This is a genomic window from Kutzneria buriramensis (assembly GCF_003387475.1).
Classification (GTDB): Bacteria; Actinomycetota; Actinomycetes; order Mycobacteriales; family Pseudonocardiaceae; genus Kutzneria; species Kutzneria buriramensis.
Window position 1 is genome coordinate 1 of the sequence record NZ_QUNO01000051.1, and the last position, 5,341, is coordinate 5,341.

General features: G+C 56.9%; 3 rRNA genes. All 3 read right to left on the bottom strand.

Annotated elements, in window-relative coordinates:
- Nucleotides 1-8: 8 nt before the first annotated feature.
- Nucleotides 9-125 (bottom strand): 5S ribosomal RNA (rrf, locus tag BCF44_RS54500).
- Between the two features lie 94 nt (nucleotides 126-219).
- Nucleotides 220-3,332 (bottom strand): 23S ribosomal RNA (locus BCF44_RS54505).
- Nucleotides 3,333-3,686: 354 nt separating this feature from the next.
- Nucleotides 3,687-5,203: ribosomal RNA gene (locus BCF44_RS54510) — 16S ribosomal RNA — on the bottom strand.
- The 16S, 23S and 5S rRNA genes sit together here, the layout of an rRNA operon.
- Nucleotides 5,204-5,341 lie beyond the last annotated feature (138 nt).

Below are 5,341 nucleotides of genomic sequence, written 5' to 3' on the forward strand. Positions count from 1 at the left end.
CAAATTTTGTCCGGCGGCGTCCTACTCTCCCACACCCTCACGAGTGCAGTACCATCGGCGCAGGAGGGCTTAGCTTCCGGGTTCGGAATGGGACCGGGCGTTTCCCCTCCGCCAACACCACCGAAACACTATGAAAGAAACCCACAGCCAACCCCAGACCGAGACCCGGGTGGCCTAGTTGGTTCTTTCAGAACCACACAGTGGATGCGCAACACCTTCGTAGACAAGCCCTCGGCCTATTAGTACCAGTCAACTCCACACGTTACCGTGCTTCCATCTCTGGCCTATCAACCCCATCGTCTATAGGAGGCCTTACCCTCTCAAGGAGGTAGGAGATCTCATCTTGGAACAAGCTTCCCGCTTAGATGCTTTCAGCGGTTATCTCTCCCGAACGTAGCCAACCAGCCATGCCCCTGGCGGGACAACTGGCACACCAGAGGTCCGTCCATCCCGGTCCTCTCGTACTAGGGACAGCCTTCCTCAAATCTCCAACGCGCACGGCGGATAGGGACCGAACTGTCTCACGACGTTCTAAACCCAGCTCGCGTACCGCTTTAATGGGCGAACAGCCCAACCCTTGGGACCTACTCCAGCCCCAGGATGCGACGAGCCGACATCGAGGTGCCAAACCATGCCGTCGATATGGACTCTTGGGCAAGATCAGCCTGTTATCCCCGGGGTACCTTTTATCCGTTGAGCGACCACGCTTCCACAAGCCATGGCCGGATCACTAGTTCCGACTTTCGTCCCTGCTCGACCCGTCAGTCTCACAGTCAAGCCCCCTTGTGCACTTGCACTCAACACCTGATTGCCAACCAGGCTGAGGGAACCTTTGAGCGCCTCCGTTACCCTTTGGGAGGCAACCGCCCCAGTTAAACTACCCACCAGGCACTGTCCCTGAACCGGATCACGGTCCGAGGTTAGACACCCAGAACGACCAGAGTGGTATTTCAACGACGACTCCACCAGCACTGGCGTGCCAGCTTCACAGTCTCCCACCTATCCTACACAAGCCGAACCGAGCACCAATACCAAGCTATAGTAAAGGTCCCGGGGTCTTTCCGTCCTGCCGCGCGTAACGAGCATCTTTACTCGTAATGCAATTTCACCGGGCCTGTGGTTGAGACAGTCGAGAAGTCGTTACGCCATTCGTGCAGGTCGGAACTTACCCGACAAGGAATTTCGCTACCTTAGGATGGTTATAGTTACCACCGCCGTTTACTGGCGCTTAAGTTCTCAGCTTCGCCCCGAAGGACTAACCGGTCCCCTTAACGTTCCAGCACCGGGCAGGCGTCAGTCCATATACATCGTCTTACGACTTCGCATGGACCTGTGTTTTTAGTAAACAGTCGCTTCTCGCTGCTCTCTGCGGCCGAAAAACCCTAGCCCGCAAGGGGCTTCAAGTCCCTCGGCCCCCCTTCTCCCGAAGTTACGGGGGCATTTTGCCGAGTTCCTTAACCACAGTTCACCCGAACGCCTCGGTATTCTCTACCTGACCACCTGTGTCGGTTTGGGGTACGGGCCGCATAAACACTCGCTAGAGGCTTTTCTCGACAGCATAGGATCACTCTACTTCGCCTCAATCGGCTACGCATCACGTCTCAGCCTCAACGTCAGGACGGATTTGCCTACCCTGACAGCCTACACGCTTACACCAGTATTACCACTGACTGGCGGAGCTACCTTCCTGCGTCACCCCATCGCTTGACTACTACTAGATCGGATCCCGCGCACTCCCCACTCAGTCCGAAGACCTCCTGGCTCGCGGGCGGTTAGCATCACTAGCCTCACCATGGACGCGTTTACACGGGTACGGGAATATCAACCCGTTGTCCATCGACTACGCCTGTCGGCCTCGCCTTAGGTCCCGACTTACCCTGGGCGGATTAGCCTGGCCCAGGAACCCTTGGTCATCCGGCGGACGAGTTTCTCACTCGTCATTCGCTACTCATGCCTGCATTCTCACTCGTGTAGTGTCCACGGCTAGGTTCCCCTGCCGCTTCATCCCCCACACGACGCTCCCCTACCCATCCACACGACTGCACGCCAGCAAGCTGACGCGGATCACTGTGCGAATGACACAGCTTCGGCGGTGTGCTTAAGCCCCGCTACATTGTCGGCGCAGGACCACTTGACCAGTGAGCTATTACGCACTCTTTAAAGGGTGGCTGCTTCTAAGCCAACCTCCTGGTTGTCTGGGCGACCCCACATCCTTTCCCACTTAGCACACACTTTGGGGCCTTAGCTGGTGTTCTGGGCTGTTTCCCTCTCGACTACGAACCTTATCGCCCGCAGTCTCACTGCCGCGCTCTCACGTAATGGTATTCGGAGTTTGGTTGACTTCAGTAAGCTTGTAGGCCCCCTAGGCCATCCAGTGCTCTACCCCCACCACGAAACACGCGACGCTGCACCTAAATGCATTTCGGGGAGAACCAGCTATCACGGAGTTTGATTGGCCTTTCACCCCTAACCACAGCTCATCCCCCAGGTTTTCAACCCTGGTGGGTTCGGGCCTCCACACGGTCTTACCCGCGCTTCACCCTGGCCATGGCTAGATCACCCCGCTTCGGGTCTAGAGCACGCGACTAAAACGCCCTATTCGGACTCGCTTTCGCTACGGCTACCCCACACAGGTTAACCTCGCCACGTACCACTAACTCGCAGGCTCATTCTTCAAAAGGCACGCCATCACCCCTGCAAAGGAGGCTCTGACGGATTGTAAGCACACGGTTTCAGGTACTCTTTCACTCCCCTCCCGGGGTACTTTTCATCTTTCCCTCACGGTACTAGTCCGCTATCGGTCACCAGGGAGTATTTAGGCTTAGCGGGTGGTCCCGCCAGATTCACAGCAAATTCCACGAGCTCGCTGCTACTTGGGAGTGTTGCAAGGAAGACAGCATGTTTTCGCGTACGGGACTATCACCCTCTACGGTTCAGTTTCCCAAACTGATTCCACTAACACACTGTTTTCTGACTTCCCGCCTGGTCAGCAGCCCAGACAAACAACATCCCACGACCCCACAAACGCAACCCCTGCCAGGTATCACACGTCCATGGTTTAGCCTCATCCGCTTTCGCTCGCCACTACTCACGGAATCACGGTTGTTTTCTCTTCCTGTGGGTACTGAGATGTTTCACTTCCCCACGTTCCCTCCACACACCCTATATATTCAGGCGCGGGTGACCCCACATGACTGAGGCCGGGTTTCCCCATTCGGACACCCTCGGATCACAGCTCGGTTGGCAGCTCCCCGAGGCTTTTCGCAGCCTCCTACGTCCTTCATCGGCTCCTGGTGCCAAGACATCCACCGTGTGCTCTTCACAACTTGACCACAAAGATGCTCGCATCCACTGTGTAGTTCTCAAAGAACAACCAGAAACCCATCCCACTACTGAGCCACCTAGTTCCATCGCTCCGATGGCCGGTTTGCGCTCGAGGACAAGCCCTGTGGTTTGAAGTAACACCAAACCGCGTGTTCCCTCAGGACCCAACAGCGTACTGACAACCCCAACCTCACCGTCCACAGTCCGTTCCACGCTCCGAAGAGCAGTACTAGGCGATGCAGACCGCAGGTCCTGTTGCTTCTAGCCAGTATCCACATCTATGAGCAATCACTCCCGAGAACGTTCGCCTCGGATAAGCGATCCTCCGCTCGACCCTAGAGCCGGCGTTGGGTGCTCCTTAGAAAGGAGGTGATCCAGCCGCACCTTCCGGTACGGCTACCTTGTTACGACTTCGTCCCAATCGCCAGTCCCACCTTCGACCGCTCCCTCCCTTACGGGTTGGGCCACGGGCTTCGGGTGTTACCGACTTTCGTGACGTGACGGGCGGTGTGTACAAGGCCCGGGAACGTATTCACCGCAGCGTTGCTGATCTGCGATTACTAGCGACTCCGACTTCACGGGGTCGAGTTGCAGACCCCGATCCGAACTGAGACCGGCTTTATGGGATTCGCTCCACCTCACGGCTTAGCAGCCCTTTGTACCGGCCATTGTAGCATGTGTGAAGCCCTGGACATAAGGGGCATGATGACTTGACGTCATCCCCACCTTCCTCCGAGTTGACCCCGGCAGTCTCCCATGAGTCCCCGCCATTACGCGCTGGCAACATGGAACGAGGGTTGCGCTCGTTGCGGGACTTAACCCAACATCTCACGACACGAGCTGACGACAGCCATGCACCACCTGTACACCGGCCACAAGGGGGCCAATATCTCTACTGGTTTCCAGTGCATGTCAAGCCCAGGTAAGGTTCTTCGCGTTGCATCGAATTAATCCACATGCTCCGCCGCTTGTGCGGGCCCCCGTCAATTCCTTTGAGTTTTAGCCTTGCGGCCGTACTCCCCAGGCGGGGAACTTAATGCGTTAGCTACGGCACGGAGGACGTGGAAGCCCCCCACACCTAGTTCCCACCGTTTACGGCGTGGACTACCAGGGTATCTAATCCTGTTCGCTCCCCACGCTTTCGCTCCTCAGCGTCAGTATCGGCCCAGAGACCCGCCTTCGCCACCGGTGTTCCTCCTGATATCTGCGCATTTCACCGCTACACCAGGAATTCCAGTCTCCCCTACCGAACTCAAGTCTGCCCGTATCGACTGCAAGCCCACAGTTAAGCTGTAGGTTTTCACAGTCGACGCGACAAACCGCCTACGAGCTCTTTACGCCCAATAATTCCGGACAACGCTCGCACCCTACGTATTACCGCGGCTGCTGGCACGTAGTTAGCCGGTGCTTCTTCTGCAGGTACCGTCACTCGCGCTTCGTCCCTGCTGAAAGAGGTTTACAACCCGAAGGCCGTCATCCCTCACGCGGCGTCGCTGCGTCAGGCTTTCGCCCATTGCGCAATATTCCCCACTGCTGCCTCCCGTAGGAGTCTGGGCCGTGTCTCAGTCCCAGTGTGGCCGGTCGCCCTCTCAGGCCGGCTACCCGTCGTCGCCTTGGTAGGCCACTACCCCACCAACAAGCTGATAGGCCGCGGGCCCATCCTGCACCGCCGGAACTTTCCACCACAGATCATGCGACCCGAGGTCATATCCGGTATTAGACCCAGTTTCCCGGGCTTATCCCAGAGTGCAGGGCAGGTTGCCCACGTGTTACTCACCCGTTCGCCGCTCGTGTACCCCGAAGGGCCTTACCGCTCGACTTGCATGTGTTAAGCACGCCGCCAGCGTTCGTCCTGAGCCAGGATCAAACTCTCCAATAAGGTTTTGTTTGATCGAGACTAGTACAAACTGGCATTCAATCCAGTTCAACCATCTCAAAGGAACCCACTAAGGGGTTATTCATTCAAGTACTGGCTATTACAGTACGCTGTTGAGTTCTCAAAGAACACACGCACACC